This is a genomic window from Micromonospora sp. LHW51205 (genome assembly GCF_003315815.1).
Classification (GTDB): Bacteria; Actinomycetota; Actinomycetes; order Mycobacteriales; family Micromonosporaceae; genus Micromonospora; species Micromonospora chalcea.
The window spans coordinates 1,559,346-1,580,196 of sequence record NZ_QMEZ01000001.1 but is presented as its reverse complement, the minus strand read 5'-3'; the positions used below and the strand labels follow the sequence as shown (position 1 = coordinate 1,580,196).

Below are 20,851 nucleotides of genomic sequence, written 5' to 3'. Positions count from 1 at the left end.
TCAGACGTCCGGGTCGGTCTCGGCGAGGATCGCGGTCACGCCGTCGAGCCCCTGGCGGGTACCGACCACGACGACCACGTCGCCGGCTTCGAACCGGAAAGTGGGATCCGGCGAGACGTTCACCGTGCCCTGACGCAGCACGGCGACGATCGACGCGCTGGTCCGGGTCCGGGCCTTGGTGTCACCCAGCCGCTTGCCGACGTACTTCGAGCCGGCCGGAATGGCGATCTGCTCGGTCAGCAGCCCGGCGGCCTGCTCGCGCAGCCCGGAGAGCTGACCCAGCATCAGCGACGCGCCGAGGATGTCGGCGAGCGCCTCCGCCTCGTCGTCCGTCAGGGGGATGTCGTGCTGACAGGAGTCGGGATCTTCCGGGTCGTAGAGGACCAGGTCGCGACGGCCATTGCGGTGGGAGACCACACCGAGCCGGCGGCCGGACTCCGTCATCAGGTCATGACGTACGCCGATACCCGGCAGGGCGGTCTGTTCGACACGTACTCGCACGCGGGTGAGGCTACTCCGGGCGCGCACCTGCTGCGTCCGGGGTCGAACTACAGGCTGGTCGATGCGACTCGTCTAGGCACGTTCGGCCACGAACACGCCGACACCTTCAAGGGTCTCGGTGAGGCCGGTCGCCCGCAGGATCATCATCGCCTTGCCGACGACGGTGTCGGAGACGCCGTATTCCTTGCAGAGCTGGGCACGGCTCGGCAGCTTGGTGCCGGGTGGCCACTCTCCCGAATCGATCTTGCTCTTCAGCTCGTCTGCGAGCACCTGGTACTGCTGCTTGGGCATACACACTCCCCGGATGGCACGCCCATTCGACCATGCACCCACCTCCAACCTCAAGCAATTGTGGGTCGATCGTTGACCTACGACTGGTACCGATTGTAGGTTGCTGACGAACGCTCCCGGATGGCACCTGGAGCTTTCCCGGGTCGGGGCGGGCATCCCCCGTGGCTCGTCCCGACCCCCGTCCTCTGCGAGAAGGGACAGTGTCGTGCGCAACCTCCTGCGAATACGTCCGAAGCGGCGGAACGCGCGCCCGCCCGACTCCGCGCCGGGCGCCGCGTACCGCTCCGCGTCGTACCTTCCGCTCCGGCCCTGGCAGGTGCGGGGCCGCCGCTTTGCGACGCGCCGCCGGGGGCTGGACCCCGCCGAGGTCGCCGCGTTCCTCGACCGCGTGGCCGGTGACCTCGCCGCCGCGTACGCCGAAGTCGCCCGGAGCCGTGAGGAGACGGCGCGGATCAAGGGCGCGTTGCGCGAGTGGCAGTCCCGTCAGGCTCCCTCGATGCGCGACCTGGCCGGGCGGCCGTGACCGGGCGGTACGTGATCCATCTGCCGGTGCGCGCGGCCGATCTGGCCCGGGCGAAGATGCTCGGTCGCACGGCCGGCCGGTCGTTGACGTTCCTCGCGGTGGTGGAGTTGGGCGGGATCACCGTGTCGACGGAGGACGACCAGGCCGTACGCCATTGGGTTTTCTGCGACCGCAAGCTGGACGGCGGCCGGCGTTGCGTGCTGCGCGCCGACCACGAGACGCCCTGCCTCGCGCGCCTCCCGCGTCGCTGAGATCTTGGTACGGAAGGGCCCCTATGAGGGCCGTTCCGTACCAAGATCTACCCGGCCTTGCCGGCGGAGGGTGACTCAGGTCACAGGGGTGGAGTTGAGCGGAATAGACTCAACTCTGGTTGTGTCATGTCCAGTGGACACGCCGATCCGGGGGAGCCCATGAACACGGAACGTCTCACCACCAAGAGCCGCGAGGCCATCACCGGTGCCGTCGCGCTGGCGAACCAGCGCGGTCACGCCACCGTGGAGCCCTGGCACCTGCTGCTGTCACTGCTGGACACCGAGGGCTCGACCGCCGCGGGCCTGCTGCGCGCCGTCGGGGCCGACCCCGCCGAGCTGCGCCGCGTCGCCCTGCGCTCGGTCGACGCGCTGCCCGCCGCCCGTGGGTCGAGCATCGCCGAGCCGACGCTGGCCCGCGAGTTCGTCAACGCCATCGGCGCCGCCGAGCAGATCGCGCGGCCGCTGGGCGACGAGTACACCTCCACCGAGCACCTGCTGGCCGGGCTGGCCCGGGTCGGCGGCGCGGTCTCGGTCGCGCTGAAGAACTCGGGCGCCACCGAGGAGAACCTGGTCGCCGCGTTCCCGACCGTCCGGGGCGGGGACCGGCGGGTCACCACCGCCGACCCGGAGCAGACCTACCAGGCCCTGGCCAAGTACGGCGTGGACCTCACCGCCAGCGCCCGCGACGGCAAGATCGACCCGGTGATCGGCCGGGACTCGGAGATCCGCCGGGTGATCCAGGTGCTGTCCCGGCGTACCAAGAACAACCCGGTGCTGATCGGCGAGCCGGGCGTCGGCAAGACCGCGATCGTGGAGGGCCTGGCCCAGCGGATCGTGGCCGGCGACGTGCCGGAGTCGCTGCGGGACAAGAAGCTCGTCTCGCTCGACCTCGGCGCGATGGTCGCCGGCGCGTCGTACCGCGGCCAGTTCGAGGAGCGGCTGAAGTCCGTGCTGGAGGAGATCAAGAACTCCGACGGCCAGGTCATCACGTTCCTCGACGAGCTGCACACCGTGGTCGGCGCCGGCAAGGGCGAGGGCTCGATGGACGCCGGCAACATGCTCAAGCCGATGCTGGCGCGCGGTGAGCTGCGGATGGTCGGCGCGACGACGCTCGACGAGTACCGCGAGCACATCGAGAAGGACCCGGCGCTGGAGCGCCGCTTCCAGCCGGTGCTGGTCGGCGAGCCGACCATCGAGGACACCATCGGCATCCTGCGCGGGCTCAAGGAGCGCTACGAGGTGCACCACGGCGTACGCATCACCGACGCCGCGCTGGTCGCCGCCGCCGCGCTCTCCGACCGCTACATCACCGACCGGTTCCTGCCGGACAAGGCGATCGACCTGGTGGACGAGTCCGCGTCCCGGCTGCGCATGGAGATCGACTCGCGCCCGGTCGAGGTGGACGAGATCGAGCGGGCGGTACGCCGCCTGGAGATCGAGGAGATGGCGCTGGCCAAGGAGCCGGACGCCGCGTCCGCCGAGCGCCTGGAGCGACTGCGCAAGGAGCTGGCCGACAAGCGCGAGCAGCTCACCGCGCTGTCCGAGCGCTGGCAGACCGAGAAGAGCCACATCACCAAGCTCTCCACCGCCAAGGAGGAGCTGGAGCGCCTCGGCGGCGAGGCCGAGCGGGCCGAGCGCGACGGCGAGCTGGAACGCGCCGCCGAGCTGCGGTACGGCCGGATCCCGGCGCTGCGGACCGAGCTGAAGCAGGCCGAGGAGGAACTGGCCCGGCTCCAGGCCGACGGCGCGATGCTCAAGGAGGAGGTCGGCGCGGACGACATCGCCGCGGTGGTCGCCTCCTGGACCGGCATCCCCGCCGGCCGGCTGCTCGAAGGCGAGACCGCCAAGCTGCTCCGGATGGAGGAGTCGCTGCGGGCCCGCGTCGTCGGCCAGGCCGAGGCGGTGGGCGCGGTCTCCGACGCGGTACGCCGCGCCCGGGCCGGCGTCGCCGACCCGGACCGCCCGACCGGCAGCTTCCTGTTCCTCGGACCGACCGGCGTCGGCAAGACCGAGCTGGCAAAGGCGCTCGCCGAGTTCCTCTTCGACGACGAGCGGGCCATGGTCCGCATCGACATGAGCGAGTACGGCGAGAAGCACTCAGTGGCCCGCCTGGTCGGTGCCCCGCCCGGATACGTCGGCTACGAGGAGGGCGGCCAGCTCACCGAGGCGGTACGCCGCAGGCCGTACTCGGTGATCCTGCTGGACGAGGTGGAGAAGGCCCACCCGGACGTCTTCGACGTACTGCTGCAGGTGCTCGACGACGGCCGGCTCACCGACGGTCAGGGCCGTACCGTGGACTTCCGCAACGCGATCCTGATCCTCACCTCGAATCTGGGCTCGTCGGTGATCAGCGACCTGACGCTCACCGAGAACGAGCGCCGGGAGGGCGTGCTCGCGGTGGTCCGGTCGCACTTCAAGCCGGAGTTCCTCAACCGGCTCGACGACATCGTGGTGTTCGCCGCGCTCCAGGGCGAGGACCTGCGTTCGATCGTGGACATCCAGCTCGACCGGATGCGCCGCCGACTGGCCGACCGCCGGCTGGGCCTGGAGATCACCGAAGCGGCCCGGACCTGGCTGGCCGAGCATGGGTACGACCCGATCTACGGCGCCCGCCCGCTGCGCCGGCTGGTGCAGTCGGCGATCGGCGACCAGCTCGCGAAGGCGCTGCTGGCCGGCGACATCCGCGACGGCGACACGGTCCGCGTCGACCTGTCCGACACGAAGGAGTCCCTGGCGGTCACCGCCGCCTGACCCGCTCCTGCGAAGGCCCGGCCGTCCTGGCCGGGCCTTCGCCGTTCCCGGCCGCGCCCTGCTCGTGGAGGTTGTTAACAAGGGGCCCTTCCTCTACCGGAGGCGTTAAAAGGGGGCCCTTCCTTGCGGTTGGAGGGGGCGGCGGGGTGGGCACATAGTGGGGCATGAGTGTGTGGGAGCGGGAACTGGACGAGGCGGCGCGGGAACTCGACGGCGCGGACACCCTCGCCTTCGGCGGGGTGGGACTGGCGGGGCAGGTGCTGCCCGCGACCGAGGCGTACCGACGGCTGGAACAGGGGTTGCGGGAGCACCCGGAGGCGGCCCGCAAGCGGGTCGACAAGCTGCTCCGCAAGGGTTCCCCGGCCGGCCGGGCGTACGCGGCCACGTTGCTGGAGGCGGTCGACCCGGCCGCCGGGCGGGACGCCTGGGCGCGGCTGCGCGACGACGACGGCGAGTTCACCACGTTCTCCGGCTGCCTCATGGGCCGCGCCACGCTGGGTGAATACGCCGCCGACCGGCTCGCCGGCGGCGAGCAGTAGCTGACCGCACACTCAGCGAACGGGACTTCAGAAGGCGTGCATGCGGTTGTTACCGTTCCCGCCTAGCAGGTTGGGGGAGGCGGTCGTGAACGGTTCGTTGGCGTACGTGGTGACCACGCTGGGGTGCCTCGTCGGGGTCGCCGGTGTGGTGATCGCCGTGATCGCGGTACGGAAATCCCGGTCGGAGTCCCGCCCGAAGACGAAGGCGGCGCCGGGTGACCCGTTCCGGGACCGGGACGCGGACGCGCTGCGCGGCGACCCGCGCGCGCTCAAGCCCGGCGACATCGTCGAGATCCGTACGGTGCCGTACACCGTGCGAGGCTCGGTGCACCTGGTCGAGGGTGGCTGGAGCTGGGCGGAGCACCTGCTCGACGACGCGGGCGGGGTGAAGCGCTGGCTCTCCGTCGAGTCCGACCCGGACCTGGAGCTGGTGCTCTGGACCAGCGAGCCGGGGGCCACCGTCACGCCGGGCGCCCCGACGCTGGAGATCGCCGGCCGCCGCTACAACTGGGACGAGTCGGGCCAGGCCCGGTACACCGCGACCGAGGGCACCGGCCTCGATCCGCACGGCACCATGCGCTACTACGACTACCAGGCGCCCGGCGGCGCGCGGCTGTCGTTCGAGGCGTACGGGGAGGCCGGCTGGGAGGTCAACCTCGGTGAGGAGCTGCGCCGCGCCGAGGTGATGATCTACCCGCAGGGCGGCCCGGAAACGGTGCGCTGACGTGTTCGTCTGCCTGGACACGCCGTACGTCGACACCAGCGCCGCCGATCTGAGCCTGGCCCTGGGCGGCCCGGAGCTGCCGGCGCTCGCCGTACGCGACATCGACCTGCCCGGGCTGCCCCGGCTGCGGCTGCGCCTGCTCGGCGCCTCCCACCAGGTGGTGCTCGGCGGGCTCACCGAGACGGTCGCCTGCCTGCCCGGCCGCCCGCCGCACCTGCCGGACGCGCTGCACGACGAGACGACCGGCTACCGGTTCATGGCCACCGTGCTGCGGCCGGACGGCGACGGCCTGCGTACCCGGGTCGCGGCGCTGCGCGCCGAGCTGGCCGAGGACCCGTACGCGCTGATCGGGGTCTTCCCCGGCGACGAGGACGCGGTCACCGCGCTCTCCGTCCGGCCCCGGCCGCCGGACGGCGTGCTCGCCTGGCGTACCTGGCACGTCTACCCCCAGACGAACGAGCTGGTCCTGACCGAGACCGTGGTGGAGGAGCTGTGACGTACCGACGGTGGTTCGTGGTGGGCGTGGCGGTCGCCGTCATCGGCGCGCTCATCGCCACCTTCACGATCTTCTACGGCAACTTCTCGCCCCGGGGCTACGTGGAGGACAACTTCTCCCGCGCCTCCGGGCGGGACATCGGCTCGAACGCGATCGCGTACACCTCCCGGAAGACGCCGAGCGAGGTGTCCAAGCAGATCACCGACGCCTGGAAGCCGGCCGACCAGTACGTCGACGGCAGCGGGGTCTACCTGCGCTACGACGACGACTCGGTGGTGATCCTCCCGCTCGCCGTCGGCTCGGTGATCCTGCTGGAGAAGATGACCACCGCCTACCCCCGCTACCACACCGTCGTCGGCAACAGCTGGGGCTGGGGCCGAGGCAGCACGGTCCGGGGCGGCGGCCCCGGTTCCGGTAAGTAGCCCCCTTCGCCCCCTCACCCTGGAGTCTTCTGTGCAGCATCTCGTCACCGATCTGCTGGTCACCCTCGCGTACGGCGTGGTCGGCGTCGTACTGATGGCCATCGGTTACGTCCTGGTCGACGTGGCCACCCCGGGCAAGCTTCACGAGCTGATCTGGGTCGAGCGCAACCGCAACGCGGCGCTGTTGCTCTCGTCGAACCTGGTCGGGGTGGGCACCATCGTGGTGGCCGCGATCGTGGCCAGCGACAACGACTTCCGGCTGGGGCTGATCGGCGCGGGCGCGTACGGCATCCTCGGCCTGGTGATCATGGCGGTGGCGTTCATGCTGCTCGACGCCGCCACTCCGGGCAAGCTCGGTGAGCTGCTGGTCGACCCGGAGCCGCACCCGGCGGTGTGGGTCTCGGCCACCGTGCACCTCGCCACCGGCGCGATCATCGCAGCCGCAATCATCTGATGAGCGGAAAGCCCGCACAGCATTCGGCGGGGAAGGACAAACGCAGCCAGACGGTGATCTGGTCCGTGGTCGTGGGGGTCGTGGTCGTCGTCTGCGCCGTCGGCGCGTTCAGCGGCGACTCGGACACCTCCGTCCCCGCGCCGGCCGCCGATGAACGCTCCGGCACCGTGCCGATCCTCCGGGCCGCCGCCGACAGCCAAGGCATCTGCTACGGCTGGGAACTGCTCGACGTGTACGACGAGGTGAGCGTCGGCTCCAACCTCGGCGACGGCACCACAGTCGTCGACGCGCCCGGCTGCGCGCGCTGGATCGCGGTCTCCGCGAACGTCAGGTACACCTCGTCCAGCAGCGAGTCGGAGGACTCCGCCACGATCCGGATCAAGGGGTCGGACGACATCGAGTTCGCCGACCTCGCCGCGATCGAGACCCGGCTGGGTCGCTTCGGGCTGGACGAGGACGCGTTCCTCGACGACCCGGGCTGGGCCGTCACCCGGGCCGCCACGATCCTGCCGCTGCTCGCCGCCGAACGCGGGCTGGCCGGACCGGCCACGCCGCCCACCGCCGCGCCGTCCACCGCTGCCGCGCCGCTGCCGGACGCCGGCAACGACTTCTGGCGGGACCGCTGGATCTACCTCCTCAGCTCGGTCGGACTGTTCCTGCTCGCCGCGCTGCTCATCGCCGTGGGCGTGCGGCAGCGCCGCAGCCACCGGGGACGGGTGCCCGCGCAGCGCGCCGGGGCGGGAGCCGCCGGACGTACCCGGAGCAGACGGTGACCGCCGACGTGGCCGCACGGCCGCGGTGGCGCCTGGCCCGCGCGGCGGTCCTGCTCGCGGTCTTCGTCTGCGCGGCCTGCGGCCTGGTGTACGAGCTGGCGCTGGTCGCGCTCGGCAGCTACCTGATCGGCGACACGGTCGGTCAGGCGTCGATCGTGCTCGGCGTGATGGTCTTCGCGATGGGCGTCGGCGCGCTGGTGGCGAAGCCGTTGCAGTCCCGGGCGGTGGTCTCGTTCGCGGTGATCGAGCTGACGCTGGCGCTGCTCGGCGGCCTGTCCGTGCTCGGCCTCTACGCCGCGTTCGCCTGGCTCGACCTGTACGGCCCGGCGCTCGTCGGCACCGCGTTCGTGCTCGGCCTGCTGATCGGCGCGGAGATCCCGCTGCTCATGGTGATGCTGCAACGCATCCGGGAGCAGTCCGCGGGCAGCGCGGTGGCCGACCTGTTCGCCGCCGACTACGTGGGCGCGCTGCTCGGCGGGCTGGCCTTCCCGTTCCTGCTGATCCCGGTCTTCGGCCAGCTCAAGGGCGCGCTCGTGGTGGGCGCGGTGAACGCGGTCGCCGGGGTCGCGCTCGTCTTCACCGTGTTCCGCGCCGACCTCAGCCGCCGGGCGCGGGCCGCGCTGGGCGTGGCCACCGCCGTGGTCGGCCTGCTCCTCGGGTACGCCTGGGTGACCGCCCACGACTTCGAGGTGACCACCCGCCAGCAGCTCTACCGCGACCCGGTGGTGCACGCCGAGCGCAGCCGCTACCAGGAGATCGTGCTGACCCGCTCGGTGCCCGAGCCCGGCCGCTCCGACACCGACCTGCGGCTGTTCCTCAACGGCGACCTGCAGTTCAGCTCGATCGACGAGTACCGCTACCACGAGGCGCTCGTGCACCCGGCGATGCGCGGGGCGCACGGCGACGTGCTGGTGCTCGGCGCCGGGGACGGGCTGGCCGCGCGGGAGATCCTCAAGTACCCGGACGTGCGTTCGGTGACGCTCGTCGACCTCGACCCGGCAGTGGTCGAGCTGGCCCGCCGCGAGCCGCAACTGCGCGAGCTGAACGGCGGCTCGCTCACCGACCCCCGGGTACGGGTGCTCAACCTTGACGCGTTCGCCTGGCTGCGTACCGCCACGGACCGCTTCGACGTGGTGATCGCCGACCTGCCCGACCCGGACGAGACGGCCACCGCGAAGCTCTACACGATCGAGTTCTACACGCTGATCCGGCCGGTGCTGGCCCCCGGCGGGCGGCTCGTCGTGCAGTCCGGGTCGCCCTACTTCGCCCCCCGGTCGTACTGGTCGATCGAGCGGTCGATCCGCGAGGCCGGCTTCGCCACCGTGCCGTACCATGTCGACGTGCCGAGCTTCGGCGACTGGGGATTCGTGCTCGCCGCGCCGGGTGACGTGGCGCCGGAACTGGCGCTGCCGGACGACCGGCCGCCGCTGCGTTTCCTCACCCCGGAGGTGGTGGCCGCCGCCGCCACGTTCCCCGCCGACCGGGCCCGGCTGGACATGCCGGCCAACACGTTGTTGCGACCGAGGGTGCTGGACTACGCCCGCGAGGAGTGGCGCGGCTACTAGGTTTCGGGGCATGCCACCCGAATCGCCGCGCTACCGGCCGGGGATCGGCTGGCTGGTCCGCCGGCTGCCGACCCGGGCGATCCAGGCTGCGTCCTACCTCCAGGCGTTCGTGCTCTCCGGCGTGGTCACCGTGCTGGCCGTACGCGCGTACCTGAAGGCCGCCGACTATCCACAGCTCGGCGGCGGCGGGCTGCACATCGCGCACGTGCTCTGGGGCGGCCTGCTGCTCGCCGTGGGTCTGGGCATCCCGCTGGTCTTTCTCGGCGGTGGCGCCCGCAGCGGCGGAGCGGTGATCGGCGGCATCGGGTTCGGCCTGTTCATCGACGAGGTGGGCAAGTTCGTCACCACCGGCACCGACTACTTCTACGCCCCCGCCGCCGCCATCATCTACGTCGCGTTCGCGCTGCTGGTCCTGCTCACCCAGGCGGTACGCGGGCGCACCGGCCGCTCCCGGCTCACCCCCGCCGAACGCACCGCCAACGCGCTGGACGTGGTGCTCAGCGGCCTGCCCGGCGGATTGACCGACAGGCGTCGGATCGCCGTGCTGCGTCTCGTGCAGGGCACCGGACCGGCCACCGAGACGGCGGTGGCGCAACTGCTGGACGCCGTACCCCGCCGGGAGCCGCCGCCGGTGCGGTTCTGGCAGCGAGCGGCGGACCGGGCCCGGCGTCTCGCCGTCTGGGCGGCCGGACGCCGCTGGCTCATCTGGCCGGTGGTGGTCTATCTGGTGGTGGAGCCGGTGCTCACCGTGCTGGCCGTGTTCCTCGACGGCGTGACCGGGCACCTGGGCGAGGAACGGGAGTGGGGTGCGATCCTCGGTGTCAGCGCCAGCGCGCTGATCACGGCCGTGCTCGGCCTGTGCGCCGCCTGGCTGCTGCGCCGCGACCGGGCCGAGGCGTTCCGGCTGTTCAAGCTGGCGCTCCTGGTCGACCTGCTGTTCGGGCAGGTCTTCAACTTCACCGTCAACCAGTTCGGCGCGGTCTCCGCGGTCGCGCTCGACCTGGCGCTGCTCGGTGTGGTCACCGCCGAGCACCGCCGGCTGCGCCGCGCCGCGGACCGGTGAGCCGTTCCGACATGCTGACCTGGTGCGAGATCGCTACGGTGGTCACCTGATCCAGGAAAGGGAGAATCATGGCCGATGCTCCGGGCACCGCGCCCCGCGCGCGTCCCAGTGTGGTGACGCTTTCCAGCTGGCTGCTCATTCTCGTCGCCGCGATCCAGGTGGTGAACCTGATCGTGGCGCTGACCGTCGCGGGCACCGTCCGCGACGTCCTCACCGACGCGTACGCGGGCTCCTCGGCCGAGGGGGCCGCCGACATCGCGTACGTGTTCAGCATCGTCACGGCGATCGTGTCGCTGCTGATCGCGGCCGGGCTCGTCGTGCTCGCGCTGCTGAACAACAGGGGCAAGAACGCCTCCCGGATCACCACCTGGGTGCTGGGCGGCATCCTGCTCTGCTGCACCGGCGGCGGGCTGCTCACCGGCCTCACCGGTGGCATGACCGGCGGCACCGCCACGGGTGACATGCCCAGCCCGGACGAGATCCAGCGCCGGCTCGACGACGCTCTGCCGTCCTGGTACACCCCGGTCAACCTGCTGCTGGGCCTGGTGGCGCTGCTCGCCCTGCTGGCCGCGCTGATCCTGCTGGCGCTGCCGAAGGCGAACGAGTTCTTCCGCAAGCCCAAGGCCGGCTGGGAGCCGCCGGTACCGGGCGGCGCGTACCCGGCGGCCCCGGGGCACGCGGGTGACCCGTCGTACCCGTCGTACCCGTCGTACCCGGGCCCGACCGGCGACCCGGCGTACCCGCCGGCTCCCGGCACCCCGCCGCCGTCCACGCCGGGCGGTCCGCCGCCGGCGGCCGGTCAGCCGCCGGCCGGGCCGGCCGGTCAGCCGGGCGAGCGCCGCGACCCGGAGCCGCCACCCGGAAGTTGACGTCCGGATTGAGGCGACGCCGACGATCCCTCCGAGTAGGTTGCATCCGACGCCTACCGGAGGGATCAGTCGTGTCGTACCCCGATCGGGCCGCCCCCCGCCGGCCGGGCGCCGTCCTCGCCGCGGTGGCGGTGCTGCTGGCGATGGCGGTCGGCGCCGTGGCGTACGCGGTGGCGAACCTCGCCGTCACCGGCGGCACGGTGGACCGGTTCCGGGCCGCCGCGGCGGACGAGACCGGCGCGAGCGGCGGCGACATCGACCAGGTGGCCGGGCTGCTGCGCGCCTCGACCTACCTCGCCGCCGTGCTCGGCGTGCTGGCCGCGCTGCTGCTGGTCGGGCTGGCGCTCGGCCTGCTCGCCGGCCGGTCCGGGGCCCGCGTGGGAACCTGGGTCGTCGCCGGCACCGGCCTGCTCTGCGGCTGTTGCGGGCTGGCGTTGCTGGTCGGCCAGCGGGCCGCCCCGTTGCAACTCGGCCCCGAGGACCGGATCACCGCCGACCTGCTCTGGCTGGTCGGGGACGCCTACCCGGGGTGGTGGATCCCGGTGAACGCGGTGGTGTCGGTGGCGCAGATCCTCGGCTATCTGGTGGTCGCCGCGCTGCTCACGTTGCCGTCGGCCGGCGCGTTCCTGCGCAGCGGCACCGGACCGGCGCGGCCGTCCGGGTACGGCGCCACCGTGTCCGGCGCGCCCGTCTCCGGGCCGACGCCCTGGGGACCGCCGCCCGGCCTGCACCAGCCGTCCGCCCCGCCCTCGTCCGCCCCGCCCTCGTCCGCCCCGCCCGCGTCGCCGTGGGCCGCACCGCCGCCTCCCGAGGACCGCCCATGACCGGTGACACCCACCCCTCCCGGCGCCGTGCCCTGGTCACCGGCGCCAGCCTCGGCATCGGCGAGGCGTTCGCCCGGCGGCTCGCCGCCGGCGGCTGGGACCTCGTCCTGGTGGCCCGGGACGCCACCCGGCTCGACGCGCTCGCGACCGAGCTGACCGGCCGGCACGGCGGCGACGCGGAGACGATCGCGGCCGATCTGTCCACCGAGGACGGTTGTGCGGCGGTCGAGCGCCGGCTTGCCGACGGCCCACCGGTCGACCTGCTGGTGAACAACGCGGGGATCAGCTTGAACACCTCGTTCGTCCGGTCGCCGGTGGCCGACGAGGCGCGGCTGGTACGGCTCAACGTGCTCGCGGTGCTGCGTCTGACCCACGCCGCGCTCGGCCCGATGATCGAACGAGGGCAAGGGGCAGTGATAAATGTCTCTTCCGTTGCGGGCTTCGGTGTCCCCATGCCGGGATCCACGTACTCGGCCAGCAAGGCGTGGGTGACGAATTTCAGCGAGTCGATCGGCCAGTCCGTCGCGCCGCTCGGCGTACGGGTGATGGCGCTCTGCCCCGGCTACACCCGCACCGGCATCCACGAGCGGGTCGGCATCGACATGTCGCGCCTGCCCGCCTGGGCCTGGCTGCGTGCCGACGATGTGGTCGCCGAAGGGCTCCGTGACCTGCATAAAGGCAAGTTCGTGAGTGTCCCGGACTGGAAGTACAAGGTGGCGGTCGCCGGGCTGCGGTACGCCCCGAAGCGCCTGCTGCGGGGCTTCCGCCGGGACACCCGGGGCGCGGTCGACCGGCGACGCGGCTGAGCGGCGGCGGGGCCGGTCGGCGGCCGACCTCGATGGACGGTCGCGCAGCGTAGCCGCTCATCGCCACCCATCGGTCGCCCACTGGGTTGACCAGGGCGGACCCCGAGCACGGCTCTCAGACTTGCGAAGTACTCTCTTGGGCCATGGGCGACCGCGACGACCTGCGCAAATTCATCAGTGACCTGGCTGTGGTCCACGGCCGGGTGGTGCTCTCGTCGGGCCGCGAGGCGGACTGGTACGTGGATCTGCGCCGGGTCACGCTCCATCACGAAGCGGCTCCGTTGATCGGTCGGGTCATGCTCGATCTGACCGCCGACTGGGCGTACGACGCGGTTGGTGGGCTGACCCTGGGCGCCGATCCGGTGGCCGCCGCCATGTTGCACGCCTCGGCCGGCACCGACGGCGCGGTGGACGCGTTCGTGGTCCGTAAGGAGGGCAAGGCGCACGGCCTCCAGCGCCGGATCGAAGGTCCGGACGTGGCCGGTCGCCGGGTCCTGGCGGTTGAGGACACCTCCACCACTGGCGGAAGTGTTTTGACGGCGGTCGAGGCATTACGCGAGGCGGGGGCCGAAGTGGTGGGTGTGGCGGTTATTGTTGATCGAGGCGCCGGCGACGCGGTGCGAGCCGCCGGATTGCCCTATCGGGCGGCCTATACGTTGGCTGACCTCGGCCTTGTGGCGTAAAAGTCTGCCGATTCGGATCTGCTGATATGCAGGCGGATCGATGCTGCTGGTGGAAGGATGGAATACGTGGGAACTGCGTTGGCTGAAATGACCATGCCTCAGATCTCGCCGCTTGCCGGCGAGCCGATCGAACGCGCCGACGCCGAGCGGCTTGCGGGGGTCCTCAAGGCCCTCGCGGACCCCGCACGGCTGCGGCTGCTCAGCCTGATCCAGTCGGCTCCCGAGGGGGAGGCGTGCGTGTGTGACCTCACCGCGCCGCTCGGCCTCTCGCAGCCGACGGTCAGCCACCACCTGCGAATCCTCACCGAGGCCGGCTTGCTGGAGCGGGAGAAGCGCGGGGTCTGGGCGTACTACCGGCTGGTGCCGTCCGCGATCGCCACGATCGCGGATCTGCTCACCCCGCCGCGGAAGCGGGCCACCAAGAAGGCTCGCTGAAACCTTTCGGGCCGGCCCGTAGAGGGTCGTCCCGGCCGGGTGCCCGGTGGCGTGCGAGGGGTGGCGCCATCAGCGCACGATGACGGCTGCGGCCGTTCGTGTGACCCGGTTCGATCAGTCATGCCGAAGGCCGGTCCTCGCCCGAGGGCCGGCCTTCGGTGTCTGAACCGTGCTCAGCGGCGGTGCTGCCCGCCGTCTCCGTGGCCCGGCCGGTGCTCCTCGATGCCCTCGCGAGCCGCCTCCACGGTGCCGGCCACGGTCGCCGCGGTGATCACCGCGACCGCCTCGCCGCGCTTGCGCGCACGCCGGTCCCGCAGGAACTCGAAGAAGATCGGCAGCACCGAGATCACGATGATCAGCGCGACCACCGGCAGGATGTACCTGTCGATCTTGTCGCCGATGGCGTCGTAGATCTGCCGGGCCAGCAGGTAGCCGATCAGCAGGATGCCGTCGACCCAGAGGACCGCGCCCACCACGTTCCACACGAAGAACTGGCGGGCCGACATGCCGAGCACGCCGGCCACCGGGTTGAGGAACGTCCGCACGATCGGGATGAACCGGGCCAGCACCACCGCCTTCGCCGGCCCGAACTTCTGGAAGTAGTACTCGGCCTTCTCCACGTACTCCCGCTTGAACAGGCGGGAGTTGGGCTTGTCGAACATGCGGCGGCCGTACCGGGCGCCGAGCCAGTGCCCGAGCTGCGCGCCGACGATGGCGCAGAGCGGCCCGCCGATCATCAGCCCGGCCAGGGACAGGCGGGTGCCGTCGCCGAAGATGGCGTCGGCCACCGGGGAGGCGGCCACCCCGGCGAGGAACAGCAGCGAGTCGCCCGGGAAGAAGAAGCCGACCAGCAGCCCGGTCTCGGCGAAGAGGATGACCCAGACGCCGATCATGCCGAAGGTGTGGATGAGGTCCTTCGGATCGAGCGGGTTCAGCGCCACGCTCTCGGAGAACATCCGTGTCTTCTCTGCTGTGTCCACGGCCACACAGGGTACCCCGGCCCGGTCCGGCATTTCGGCCGGACCGGGCGTCCTCGTCAGAGGCGGGGATCGACGGGCTCGGACTCGCAGGCGAGGATCGCGAACACCAGCTCGTGGCGGCGCCAGAGCGGCGCGTCCTCGGACAGCGCGTCCAGCGCGGCCAGGCCCAGGCCGTGCTCGCGCAGCGCGAGCCCGCGCTTGCGACCCAGCGAGCGCCGGCGCAACGCGGCGAGCTGACGTGCGTCCGTGTAACCGGGACCGTAGATGATCCGCAGGTACTCGCGGCCCCGGCACTTGATCCCCGGCTGCAGCAGCGGGCCCTTCGGACCACGGGCGGCCAGGCCCGCGTACGGCTTGACCACCATGCCCTCGCCGCCGGCCGCGGTGAGCGCCAGCCACCACTGCGTCGCGTCCGCCACCGCCGACTCGTCGGACAGGTCCACCACCCGCCGCCGGGTCGGGGTGAAGAACTCCGGGTCGGCGGCGCAGAGCCGGTCGGCCAGCGCCAGGTGCCAGCCGTGGTCGCGGTCGGCGTAGCTCACCCCGGCCCCGGCCAGCACCGCGAACGGCGCCAGCGTCACCCCGCGCAACCCGTCGGTCGGCCGGACGTACGCCCGGTAGGCCGCCGAGTAGGCGGTCACCTCGGCGGCCCGCTCGGCCATCCGGTCACGCAGCCCGTCCACCGGCAGCCCGCGCGCGGCGGCCGAGTCCAGCGCGGCGAGCACCGGCGGCAGCGCCGCCCGCCCGGCCGCGCCCACCCCGGCGTACTGCTCGCGGATCAGCCCGCTCGCCTTCGCCGACCAGGGCAGCAGCTCGGCGTCGAGCAGCAGCCAGTCGGTGCCCAGCTCGGCCCAGAGACCGGCGGTGGTGACCGCGGCGCGCACGCGGGCCAGCAGCTCGCCGTCGAGCGGCGGGCCGAAGAACGGCCTACCGGTACGGGTGTGCACCACCCCACCGCCGAACCGGCCCGGCTCCCGCTCCACGAGCACCACCGCCCGCGAGCCCATGTGCTTCTCCTCGCAGACCACCCGGTCGACACCGGCCGCCCGGTAGTCGGCGAACGCCTCGGCCGGGTGCTCCAGGAACCCCTCGACAGCCGACGTGGAGCAGGGCGCCATGGTCGGCGGCAGCCACACCAGCCGGCCCGGGTCGACAGCGAAGCGGCTCATCACCTCCAGCGCGGCGGCGGCGTTCTCGGCCGGCACTGTGAGCGACCCGTACGCGTGGGTGACGTGGCGTCGCCCGGTCACGTCGGCCAGGTCCAGCACGGTGTCCGGCCGCACGGGCGCGACCGGGACCAGCGGCCGGGCCGGGGCGTACCACTCCTTCACCGCCGGTACGGCGACCAGCTCCTTCTCCGGGTAGCGCAGCGCGGTGAGCTGCCCGCCGAACACGCAACCGGTGTCCAGGCAGATGGTGTTGTTCACCCACTCCGGCTCGGGCGTCGGCGTGTGCCCGTACACGACCATCGCCGAGCCCCGGTAGTCGCGCGCCCACGGGTAGCGCACCGGCAGGCCGTACTCGTCGGTCTCGCCGGTGGTCTCGCCGTAGAGCGCGAACGACCGCACCCGGCCGGACGCCCGCCCGTGGTACGCCTCCTTCAGCCCGGCGTGCGCCACCACCAGCCGGCCGCCGTCGAGCACGAAGTGGCTCACCAGGCCGTCGATGAACGTCTCCACCTCGGCGACGAACTCCGGCGGCTCCGCAGCGAGCTGCTCCATCGTCTCGGCCAGACCGTGGGTCAGCCGGACGTCCCGGCCGCGCAGCTTGCGCTGCAGCTTCTGCTCGTGGTTGCCCGGCACGCAGATCGCGTGGCCGGCCGCCACCATGCCCATCACCAGGCGGAGCACGCCGGGCGAGTCCGGGCCGCGGTCCACCAGGTCACCGACGAACACCGCGGTACGCCCCGACGGGTGCTCCGCGTCCACCGGCCGGCCCGCGTCGTCGCGTCGCAGCACGTAGCCGAGCCGGGACAGCAGCGCCTCCAGCTCGGTACGGCAGCCGTGCACGTCCCCGATCACGTCGAACGGGCCGGTCAGCTCGCGCCGGTCGTTGAACAGCTTCTCGTAGCGGATCTCCGCGGCGTCGATCTCCTCCACGCCGCGCAGCACGTGCACCTTGCGGAAGCCCTCGCGGGCCAGCCGCCCGTACGACTGCCGCAGGTCGCGGCGCATCCGGTTGAGCACCTGCCGGCCGTGCGTGCGGTCGGCGCGCGCCTCGGTACGCTCCCAGGCCACCGCCTCCGGCACGTCCAGCACGATCGCCACCGGCAGCACGTCGTGCTCCCGGGCGACCCGGATCAGCCCGGCGCGGGCGTGCGGCTGGAGGTTCGTCGCGTCGACCACTGTCAGCAGGCCGCGCCGCAGCCGGATGGCGGCGACGTGGTGCAGCGCGTCGAACGCGTCGGCGGACGCGGACTGGTCGTTCTCGTCGTCGGCGACCAGGCCGCGGAACGTGTCCGAGGAGAGCACCTGGCTGGGCGCGAAGTGCCGCCGTGCGAACGTGGACTTGCCGGAGCCGGAGACGCCGACGAGCGCCACCAGTGCCAGCTCGGGGATGTCCAGGACGGTCATCGGTTCGTCGCCTCCTTCCGGTCGTCGCTGGTGTTCTCGTTGCGGTCGGCGCGGGTGAGCACCGCCATCTGGGTCGGCGCGCCCACCTCCGGGTCGTCGTCGCCGACACCGCCGACGACAGCCGTGTAGCCGTGCGCCGCCGCCACCTGATCCACCCAGGCCGCGAACTCGGCCCGGGTCCACTCGAACCGGTGGTCCGCGTGCCGGAACCGGCCCGGCCCGAGCCCCTCGTAGCGGACGTTGTACTCGACGTTCGGGGTGGTCACCACCACCGTGCCCGGCCGGGCGTGACCGAACACCGCGTCCTCCAGCGCGGGCAGGCGCGGCGGATCGAGGTGCTCCACGACCTCCATCAGCACCGCCGCGTCGTACCCCCGGAGCCGGTCGTCGCGGTAGGTCAGCGCCGACTGCCACAGCCGGATCCGGTCCCGCTGCCGCTCCGGCAGCCGGTCCAGGCGCAGCCGCCGGGCCGCCAGGCCGAGCGACCGGTCGGACACGTCGACGCCCACCACCTCGGTGAAGCGCCGGTCGGCGACGAGCGCGGTCAGCAGCGCGCCGCCACCGCAGCCCAGATCCAGCACCCGGCTCGCACCGCTGTCCCGCAGCGCGGCGAGCACCGCCTCGCGCCGCCGTACCGCCAGCGAGGCGCGGCGGACGTCCTCCACCACCGGCGCTTCTCCGGGCGCGGGGTCGATGCTGTCGTCGGCGGGCGGCTCGTCGGCCAGGCGCAGCTCGGTCAGGCGGGCCATCGCCACGCCCGCGAGCGCCCGGCGGTGCGCCAGGTAGCGCCGCGTGATCAGGGCCCGCTCCAGATGACCGGCCAGCCAGCCGGCGCCCGCGCGCAGCAGCTTGTCCACCTCGTCCGGCGCCACCCAGTAGTGCTTCGCGTCGTCGAGCACCGGCAGCAGCACGTACAGGTGGTTGAGCGCGTCCGCGAGCCGCAGCGTGCCGGTCAGCGTCAGGTCGACGTAGCGGCTGTCACCCCACTCCGGGTACGTCTCGTCGAGCGGGATCGGGGTGGCCGTCACGGTCCAGCCCAGCGGGGCGAAGATCCGTACCGCCAGCTCCGCGCCGCCCCGGCAGCGCAGCACCGGCACCCGTACGGTCAGCGGGATCGCGGTCGCGGCCAGTTCGGGACGGTCACGCGACTCGCCCCGCAGCGCGGAGCGGAACACCTTCGACAGCGCCGACGAGAGCAGGCTGGAGGCCGCGTACGGGCGGTCGTTGACGTACTGCCCGAGCGCGAAGCCCTCCGGCGCGCGGTTCTTCCGGCCCCCGCCCAGCTTGAGTGGATCGACCTCGACCAGCAGCGCCGCCGTGCAGCGCGCCTCGTCCGCCTCCGGGTAGAACACATGCGCGGCGCCGGCGGGCAGATCGAAGGTCTGCACGCGGTCCGGATGCTTCACCAGGAGGTGGCCGAGGTCGGTCGCGGGGCGGTGGGTCGTGGTCAGGGTCAGTAGCACTTGTCGATGATCTCTTGGGTTTGTGTCTTCTGTCGTGGGGGTTTCCGGGGGAGCCCGACCCGCTCCGGGCGGTCAGGCTTGATCCCTGCGCGGGTCGGGCTCCCCCGGAAACCTGACGTGGTACCCGTCGCGTCGACCTGTGCTGCTTGGTGGTTCTGCTTCTATGTGGAGGTGCCCCGCCGACCGTTGGGTCGGCGGGGCACCTTTGTGCTTCTCGTCAGGCTACGAAGCGGGTCTTGCGGCGGCGGGTCAGCACGTAGCCGACCGCGCCGGCGGCGAGCAGCAGCGCGCCGAGGCCGGCGATCAGGCCGGTGGAGGAACCGGTGATCGGCAGCGTGCCGCCGTCACCGCCGCCCTGGCCACCGTCGCCGCCACCCGGCGCCGCGTTGACGACGACCTTGGCGGTGTCGTTGGCCGGCTTCAGGTCACGGTAGAAGCCGCCGTCGCACTCGCACGGCACGTTGATCTTCACGAGGCCGGTGTCGTTGGCGATCACCTTGTCGATCTTCAGGCCGAACTCCAGCTTCACGGTGTCCCCGGCCTTCAGGAACGAGTCGAAGTAGCAGCGGTAGTGACGCGCGCCCGGCTTGCCCGGCTCACCCCACTCGTCGCCCTTCACCGGGAAGCAGTTCTCCGGCACGGCGGTCGTGGTGGTGCCCTTCGGCACGTCGAAGGTCAGGTACGTGACCGAGCTGCCGGAGCGGCTGTAGTCGAGCGTGGCCGGGCCGTTGTTGCGCAGCCCCACCGTCGCCTTGACGGTCGCGCCCGCCTTGCCGGTGACCGACGCGCCGAGCGCCTCCAGGTCGGTGCTGTTGTTGCCGGTGACCTTCACCTGCAGGTACGAGGCGTTGTTCTCCGGCCGCGGGTCGGCCTGGAAACCCCGCGCGGCGGCGCGGCCGGCGGCCTCGGCCAGCGTCAGCTTGCCGTCGGTGCCCGGCTTGCCGATGGTCACGTCGTAGTTGCCGAGGTAGTTCTCGAAGTCCTCGAACTCGTCCGGCGTCATCCAGATGATCTCGCCGTACCGGTTGCCGGGCGCCATGGTGTCCGCGCCGAGCGCGTACGGCAGCGTCGCGCCGAACGTGCTGCCGCCGGGGAGCTCCTCGTCGAACCGGCAGGTGCGCAGCTCGTCACCGACGTACGTGCAGTTGCTGTAGTGCTTGGCGGCGTTCATGCCGTAGTCGTTGTAGAAGACGACGGCGGCGCCCTTGGCGGTGGTCTCGCCGACGTTCGTCACCTTCAGCGGCGCGGTGAAGCCCTTGCCCGGAGCGGCCGACACCGTGGTCTCCGGGCCGGCGGCCAGGTCGACGCCCTCACCGACGCGCACCTTGGCCTCGTGCGAGACGCTGTCGACGCCGTTCGCCGACAGCGTCACCTTGAGCGTGCCGGTGTCGCCGTCCTGGGCCTTGCCGGTGGGCTTGATCTGCACCGGGAAGACGCCGGACAGACCCCACTCGTCGAGCTCCACCTCCCAGGGCGTCGTGCACACGAGCACGTTCGCCGACGGCGAGGTGCAGTCCGTACCGGTGTTCTCCTCCTCGCCGACGGTCACCTTGCCGGCGAGGCCGGTGAGGTCGTAGCGGACGGTGAGGTCGTGCAGCACGACCGAGGTCGAACTGCGGATGATGCTGTAGTCGATCTTGCCGTCCGAGTCGGCGGCGATCGTCGTGTCGCTGAAGTAGACGCCGAGCTTGACCTTGGGGTCAGCCGCGAAGCCGGGTGTGGCGGAGGCGGCGACGAACGCGCCTGCGACGCCCAACCCGGCGAGCAGACGCCGGCTGGAGTTGCTGAGCATGTGGAGGGTCCTCCCGTGGGGGTGATCAGGTGGAGCCCACGGAGCTTAAAGATTCCTTAAGGGATCGCGTTGT

General features: G+C 72.2%; 22 protein-coding genes. 16 read left to right on the top strand and 6 right to left on the bottom strand.

The features are described 5' to 3' along the window. The gene (locus DQE82_RS07515) at positions 1 to 501 is read right to left on the bottom strand and encodes a cation:proton antiporter regulatory subunit (RefSeq protein WP_064447962.1); all 501 of its coding nucleotides are present in this window, start codon (positions 499 to 501) and stop codon (positions 1 to 3) included. A gap of 72 nt (positions 502 to 573) precedes the next feature. Beyond that, a complete protein-coding gene (locus tag DQE82_RS07510; protein WP_030500544.1) occupies positions 574 to 792 on the bottom strand; it encodes a winged helix-turn-helix domain-containing protein in 219 nt (72 codons plus the stop codon). Positions 793 to 997: 205 nt separating this feature from the next. Here DQE82_RS07510 and DQE82_RS07505 point away from each other — a divergent pair, with 205 nt between their 5' ends. The 16 genes from DQE82_RS07505 (at position 998) to DQE82_RS07430 (ending at position 13,970) form a co-directional block, all read left to right on the top strand. Further along, positions 998 to 1,315 (top strand): DivIVA domain-containing protein, encoded by a 318-nt coding sequence (locus DQE82_RS07505; RefSeq protein WP_113972283.1) that lies wholly within the window; start codon positions 998 to 1,000, stop codon positions 1,313 to 1,315. Then, positions 1,312 to 1,566 (top strand): hypothetical protein, encoded by a 255-nt coding sequence (locus DQE82_RS07500; RefSeq protein WP_113972282.1) that lies wholly within the window; start codon positions 1,312 to 1,314, stop codon positions 1,564 to 1,566. Before DQE82_RS07505 ends, DQE82_RS07500 begins: the two co-directional genes overlap by 4 nt. A 159-nt stretch (positions 1,567 to 1,725) precedes the next feature. Next, positions 1,726 to 4,317: an ATP-dependent chaperone ClpB gene (gene clpB / locus DQE82_RS07495; RefSeq protein ID WP_064447961.1), complete on the top strand. Its 2,592-nt coding sequence runs from the start codon at positions 1,726 to 1,728 to the stop codon at positions 4,315 to 4,317. 164 nt (positions 4,318 to 4,481) lie between these two features. Beyond that, the gene (locus DQE82_RS07490; protein WP_113972281.1) at positions 4,482 to 4,856 is read left to right on the top strand and encodes a hypothetical protein; all 375 of its coding nucleotides are present in this window, start codon (positions 4,482 to 4,484) and stop codon (positions 4,854 to 4,856) included. An 85-nt stretch (positions 4,857 to 4,941) separates the two neighbouring features. Continuing rightward, positions 4,942 to 5,580 (top strand): DUF4178 domain-containing protein, encoded by a 639-nt coding sequence (locus DQE82_RS07485; RefSeq protein ID WP_043330769.1) that lies wholly within the window; start codon positions 4,942 to 4,944, stop codon positions 5,578 to 5,580. Position 5,581: 1 nt separating this feature from the next. After that, positions 5,582 to 6,076, top strand: a complete 495-nt coding sequence (locus DQE82_RS07480) for a DUF2617 family protein (protein ID WP_113972280.1) — start codon at positions 5,582 to 5,584, stop codon at positions 6,074 to 6,076. Then, a complete protein-coding gene (locus DQE82_RS07475) occupies positions 6,073 to 6,498 on the top strand; it encodes a DUF4247 domain-containing protein (RefSeq protein ID WP_043327572.1) in 426 nt (141 codons plus the stop codon). Before DQE82_RS07480 ends, DQE82_RS07475 begins: the two co-directional genes overlap by 4 nt. Positions 6,499 to 6,529: 31 nt before the next feature. Continuing rightward, on the top strand, positions 6,530 to 6,952 hold the full coding sequence (locus DQE82_RS07470; RefSeq protein ID WP_043327571.1) for a DUF350 domain-containing protein: 423 nt from the start codon (positions 6,530 to 6,532) through the stop codon (positions 6,950 to 6,952). Further along, complete coding sequence (locus tag DQE82_RS07465) at positions 6,952 to 7,725, top strand: hypothetical protein (RefSeq protein WP_113972279.1); 774 nt, start codon at positions 6,952 to 6,954, stop codon at positions 7,723 to 7,725. Before DQE82_RS07470 ends, DQE82_RS07465 begins: the two co-directional genes overlap by 1 nt. Beyond that, positions 7,722 to 9,290, top strand: a complete 1,569-nt coding sequence (locus DQE82_RS07460; protein ID WP_069088112.1) for a polyamine aminopropyltransferase — start codon at positions 7,722 to 7,724, stop codon at positions 9,288 to 9,290. The genes DQE82_RS07465 and DQE82_RS07460 overlap by 4 nt, the downstream gene beginning before the upstream one ends. Positions 9,291 to 9,354: 64 nt before the next feature. Then, on the top strand, positions 9,355 to 10,353 hold the full coding sequence (locus DQE82_RS07455) for a hypothetical protein (RefSeq protein ID WP_199495971.1): 999 nt from the start codon (positions 9,355 to 9,357) through the stop codon (positions 10,351 to 10,353). 68 nt (positions 10,354 to 10,421) lie between these two features. Beyond that, on the top strand, positions 10,422 to 11,222 hold the full coding sequence (locus DQE82_RS07450; protein WP_113972277.1) for a hypothetical protein: 801 nt from the start codon (positions 10,422 to 10,424) through the stop codon (positions 11,220 to 11,222). Between the two features lie 71 nt (positions 11,223 to 11,293). Further along, complete coding sequence (locus DQE82_RS07445; protein ID WP_113972276.1) at positions 11,294 to 12,046, top strand: hypothetical protein; 753 nt, start codon at positions 11,294 to 11,296, stop codon at positions 12,044 to 12,046. Beyond that, positions 12,043 to 12,852, top strand: a complete 810-nt coding sequence (locus DQE82_RS07440) for an SDR family oxidoreductase (protein WP_113972275.1) — start codon at positions 12,043 to 12,045, stop codon at positions 12,850 to 12,852. Before DQE82_RS07445 ends, DQE82_RS07440 begins: the two co-directional genes overlap by 4 nt. A gap of 143 nt (positions 12,853 to 12,995) precedes the next feature. Further along, positions 12,996 to 13,535 (top strand): orotate phosphoribosyltransferase, encoded by a 540-nt coding sequence (pyrE, locus tag DQE82_RS07435; RefSeq protein ID WP_043327566.1) that lies wholly within the window; start codon positions 12,996 to 12,998, stop codon positions 13,533 to 13,535. A 57-nt stretch (positions 13,536 to 13,592) separates the two neighbouring features. Beyond that, complete coding sequence (locus DQE82_RS07430) at positions 13,593 to 13,970, top strand: helix-turn-helix transcriptional regulator (RefSeq protein WP_007454255.1); 378 nt, start codon at positions 13,593 to 13,595, stop codon at positions 13,968 to 13,970. A 173-nt stretch (positions 13,971 to 14,143) separates the two neighbouring features. On the opposite strand, the gene DQE82_RS07425 is transcribed toward DQE82_RS07430, so the two are convergent. The 4 genes from DQE82_RS07425 to DQE82_RS07410 all read right to left on the bottom strand — a co-directional run bounded on the left by DQE82_RS07425 (position 14,144) and on the right by DQE82_RS07410 (position 20,778). Continuing rightward, positions 14,144 to 14,983, bottom strand: coding sequence for a DedA family protein (locus tag DQE82_RS07425; RefSeq protein WP_104113383.1), 840 nt, complete (start codon positions 14,981 to 14,983; stop codon positions 14,144 to 14,146). Between the two features lie 23 nt (positions 14,984 to 15,006). Beyond that, positions 15,007 to 17,523: a polynucleotide kinase-phosphatase gene (locus DQE82_RS07420; protein ID WP_113972274.1), complete on the bottom strand. Its 2,517-nt coding sequence runs from the start codon at positions 17,521 to 17,523 to the stop codon at positions 15,007 to 15,009. Beyond that, entirely contained in the window at positions 17,520 to 18,986 is a 1,467-nt protein-coding gene (locus DQE82_RS07415; RefSeq protein WP_113972273.1) for a 3' terminal RNA ribose 2'-O-methyltransferase Hen1, read from the bottom strand. Before DQE82_RS07415 ends, DQE82_RS07420 begins: the two co-directional genes overlap by 4 nt. Before the next feature lie 217 nt (positions 18,987 to 19,203). Next, a complete protein-coding gene (locus DQE82_RS07410) occupies positions 19,204 to 20,778 on the bottom strand; it encodes an LPXTG cell wall anchor domain-containing protein (protein WP_069088118.1) in 1,575 nt (524 codons plus the stop codon). Positions 20,779 to 20,851: the final 73 nt, after the last annotated feature.